5 protein-coding genes are annotated in these 3,826 nt (G+C 69.0%); all 5 read right to left on the bottom strand.

Annotated elements, in window-relative coordinates; genetic code table 11:
* The coding region (locus tag ABE488_RS17645) for an MCP four helix bundle domain-containing protein (protein ID WP_346449697.1) at positions 1-1,527 on the bottom strand (1,527 nt) is incomplete at its 3' end.
* Positions 1,528-1,596: 69 nt separating this feature from the next.
* A complete protein-coding gene (locus ABE488_RS17640) occupies positions 1,597-1,983 on the bottom strand; it encodes a hypothetical protein (protein WP_346445834.1) in 387 nt (128 codons plus the stop codon).
* Between the two features lie 114 nt (positions 1,984-2,097).
* Entirely contained in the window at positions 2,098-2,565 is a 468-nt protein-coding gene (locus tag ABE488_RS17635; RefSeq protein ID WP_346445835.1) for a chemotaxis protein CheW, read from the bottom strand.
* Positions 2,566-2,658: 93 nt separating this feature from the next.
* Positions 2,659-3,426 carry a flagellar regulator YcgR PilZN domain-containing protein gene (locus tag ABE488_RS17630; protein WP_346449696.1) on the bottom strand — a complete coding sequence of 256 codons (768 nt, stop codon included), beginning with the start codon at positions 3,424-3,426 and terminating at the stop codon, positions 2,659-2,661.
* A 42-nt stretch (positions 3,427-3,468) separates the two neighbouring features.
* Positions 3,469-3,826, bottom strand: a 358-nt coding sequence (locus tag ABE488_RS17625; protein ID WP_346449695.1) for a methyl-accepting chemotaxis protein, incomplete at its 5' end; no start/stop codon positions are given.

Here is a 3,826-nt window from a genome sequence, read left to right as displayed (position 1 = left end):
GCCCGAGGCGATCTCGGTCGAAGCGGTGCCGATCGCGGCCGAGGCGTCCTGGATGCGGGCGACGATCGCGGTGAGCTGGGCGACGGTGGCATTGGCGTCGTCGCGCATGCGGGCGAACACGCCGTGGAAGTCGCCGTCCATGCGCGCGGTCAGGTCGCCCGAAGCGAGCGCATTGAGCACATGCGAGACCTGCGCCAGGCTGACCGCGTTGGCGTCGAGCAGACTGTTGAGCTGTTGCGCCAGCTGCAGGATGAAGCCGTGCTTGCCCTCCAGCGCGACGCGATGGTCGAGATCGCCGGCCGCGGCTGCGGACACGATGCGCGCGACTTCGGCCTCGACCCGGACTTCTCCGGTGCGATCGCGCCACTCGGCGATCAGACCGATGTCGCGGCCTTGCTCGTCGCGGATCGGCGAGATGATCTGCGCGATGCAGGCGTCCTGGAAGTGCATTTCGCGATGCGCGATGCCCTGTTCCTTGAGATTGGCGAGCACTCGCTGGTCCGGCTTGCCGTCCAGTTCGAACGTCGCCAGCGAGGCGCCGATCAGCGGCTTGGCCGGATCGAAGTGCGGCAGCTCGGCGGCGATGGCCTCGGCGTTGTCGCCCATCACCGTCTGCAGCGCGGGATTGACATAGAGGATGTCGAACTTCTCGTCGGTGACGATCATCCCGGTCGAGGCGCTGTCGAGGGCGGTGCGGATGCGCAGGTTCTCGTTGGCGATCTTCTGGTCGTGCTCGATCCGCTCGCGCAAGTCGTGCTGCATGCGCTGCATGGCCTTGAGCAAGTCGCCGATCTCGTCACGGCGGCTGGCGTCGATGCGGGTGTCGAGCTTGCCGCTGGCCACGTCGTTGGCGAACCCGACCGCTGAGCGGGTGGCAGCGGTGAGATTGCGCGCCATCAGCCAGGCGATGACCATGCCGCCGGTGATCCCGGCCAGCAGCATGACCGCCATCAGGATGCTCGAGCCGGCCTGCACCGCCTGGGCCTCCTCGCGGGCCTCGGTGGCCTGGCGGTCGGCCTCGCTCTGCAGCGCCTGCAGCGCGTTGCCGGCGGCCATGTGCAGATCGCGGGTGCGGCCGATGAAGGTGTCGGTGGCGTCGTCGGGCAGGTCGAGTTCGATCAGCTCGTTGACCTCGTGGTACGAGGCCTTGGCGTCGGTCCAGGCAGTCACGAAGCCGTCGTAGAGCTTGCGCTCTTCCGGAGAGACGATCAGCGGCGCGTACGACGCCATGTTCGCCTCGATCTGCTTTTCCATTGCCGCGGTGCGTTCGCGGGCATCGCGCTTGACCTGCTCGCTGGCGCGCACCAGGCCCAGGTACGAGGCCGCGCGGTACTCGCCGAGCAGGGCGCGCGTTTCGCCGACCGTGGTCAGCGTCGGCAGCGTGTTGTCGGCCAGGTGGTCGGTGACGCTGTTGAGTGCGCGCAGGCCGACGAAGCCGCCCGCGCCCTGGGCGATCATCAGGATCAGGACGACGCCGAATGCCAGCATCAGTTTCGGTGCGAGCTTGAGATTCGAGAACCAGTGCATGCGGCAATCCCCCGTAGGCGGCCGGATGGAAAAACGGCCCGGATGCGGTCTGCGATCCGGGCGCGGGGCTTATTTGATGGTGGCGAGCTTGATGTCGCTGGGCGAACTGACGGCGATCTCGGCGCGGCTGGCGTCGCGCTGGATGGTGCCCATGACGCAGACATCGCGCCCTTCCAGTTCCTCGGGTGAGGGACGGAAGCGGTCGCGCTGATCGCTGGGAATACGTGCCGAGAAGGTGTGGCGCGGGAACGCGCCGCCCATGTACAGAAACGTCGGCTGGCCCTCGGTGTTCTCGGCGAAGCGGGTCTTCTCGACCTTGCCGCAGACCATGCCGCTCTTGCCGACGAAGCGCACGGCCTGCTCGGGACGGATGGCCTCCTGGGCGAAGGCGGTCGAGGCGCCACCGGCCAGCAGCAACGCGGCCAGCAGGGAAGACGTCTTGCAGTGGATGGTCATGGTCTGCTCCTTGATCGATGGACGGCAGGCGCGAATGCGCCCGTGCCCGCCTCTATCGGCCGCGTACGGCCGGGCCTTGAGTGAAAGCTGTGTGATGAACGTCGCAAATCCGGATCACGCTGCCTGCGGGACCGCCAGTTCGGCGCTGTCGAGCAGGGTTTCGATGTCGAGCAGGATCAGCATGCGGTCGTCGAAGGTGCCGATGCCGGAGATGCAACGGGTGTCGATCGCCGCGCCGAACTCGGGCGTGGGCCGGATCTGCTCGGCCGACAGCGGCACCACGTCCGACACGCCGTCGACGACGATGCCCACGACGCGGTCGTCGACATTGAGCACGATCATCACCGTGAAGCTGTCATAGCGCGCCTGCGCCAGGCGCAGCTTCAGGCGCAGGTCGATCACCGGCACGATCGTGCCGCGCAGGTTGATCACCCCCTTGATGTAGTCCGGGGCATCGGGCAGGCGGGTGACCGCGTCGTAGCCGCGGATTTCCTGCACCTTGAGGATGTCGACGCCGTAGTGCTCCTCGCCCAGGGTGAAGGTGAGGTACTCGCCGGCGTTCTGGGGGTCGGGACTGCTCATCGGTGCGCTCCTGCAGGCATGCCGCGCTCGCGCGCGTGTTCGGGTGTCCCGTGCGACATCGGCCGCGCGGCGGGCAACTTTAGGGCGCCGGGCCTACACCGCGCGGCGCAGCCGGGCATTGCGCTGGCGCTCGATCTGGAAGATGTAGTGGAGGATCCGCCGCTGCGCGACCGGCGCCAGCGCCACGAAGCGGCAGCCGGCCCGCCAGCGCAGCCGCGGCCCGGTCTGCTCGCAGAAGCGGTGTGCGACGGCGACGGTCAAGGCAATCGGCTCCGCATCGGGCAACCGCAATAGACAGCCATCGAGCGTGCGCCCGGGCGCAAAGCGCGGATCCTGCCCGTCGTCCATCGCGACCGCGAGCCCGCCGCCGCTCAGGTCCAGCACCCGCAGGCCGTCGTGCGACGACCCAGCCTGGCCGTCGCCATGCCCTGGATGCAGCGTCACGCCGGCATCGAGCGGTGGCACCACGCGATACAGGTCGCGTCGCTGCAGGCGCAGCAGCGCCTGGGGCCAGGGCGCGATGAATGCCTGGCGGCCTTCGTGCAGGGCCGGCAGTGGTGTCGACAGCCGGAAGCGGATCTGGACGGCGTCGAGCCGGGTGTCGCAGACGAACTGGGTGCAGGCCGCGATCCTGCGGTTGAGCGCGTCCTGCCGGCTGGCATCGAGCACCAGGGTGCCGTCGTCGCCGACCGCGAGCAGCGCGGTCGGGCAGGACAGGTCGCCGGGCATCAGGCTGCCGCTGATCAGGGCCCGGGTCTCGACCAGGCTGCGCAGCACACGGCCCATGTCGGCGCTGTCGCGCAGCATGTAGCGCGACAGGGCCTCGTCGTCCAGCGGATGGGGCGAATCTGCAGGCGCCATCGTGCTTGTCGTTCTCCGGGATGGGGCGGCTGATCGGCGGGATCAGGACAGCGCGTGGCCGGTGGCCGGTGGCCGGGCCGCATCCACCACCGCCTGCAGCAACGCGGTGGCGGTGTCGACGCGGAACACCGCGATCGCCTCGGCCAGGCCTGTGGCCTGCTCCTCCATCGCACGCGCGGCGGCCGAGGCTTCCTCGACCAGCGTGGCGTTCTGCTGGGTGGTCTCGTCCATCTGCACGATGGTCTGGTTGACCTGCTCGATGCCGGCGGCCTGTTCCTGCGAGGCGGCGGAGATCTCGGCCATGATGTCGGTCACGCGCTGCACGGATGCAACCATCTCGGCCATGGTCCGACCGGCCTGGCCCGCGAGTGCGGCGCCGCTGGCGACCTTGCCGGTGGAG

This window comes from Luteimonas sp. TWI662 (assembly GCF_039673825.1).
GTDB lineage: Bacteria > Pseudomonadota > Gammaproteobacteria > Xanthomonadales > Xanthomonadaceae > Luteimonas.
The sequence above is the reverse complement of the archived record's forward strand: the minus strand, read 5'-3'. Positions and strand labels throughout refer to the sequence as shown.

Excerpts from the sequence above, each read along its gene's own strand:
- ABE488_RS17640 (WP_346445834.1), bottom strand. The coding sequence starts at position 1,983 with ATGACCATCCACTGCAAGACGTCTTCCCTGCTGGCCGCGTTGCTGCTG.
- ABE488_RS17635 (WP_346445835.1), bottom strand. The coding sequence starts at position 2,565 with ATGAGCAGTCCCGACCCCCAGAACGCCGGCGAGTACCTCACCTTCACC.
- ABE488_RS17630 (WP_346449696.1), bottom strand. The coding sequence starts at position 3,426 with ATGGCGCCTGCAGATTCGCCCCATCCGCTGGACGACGAGGCCCTGTCG.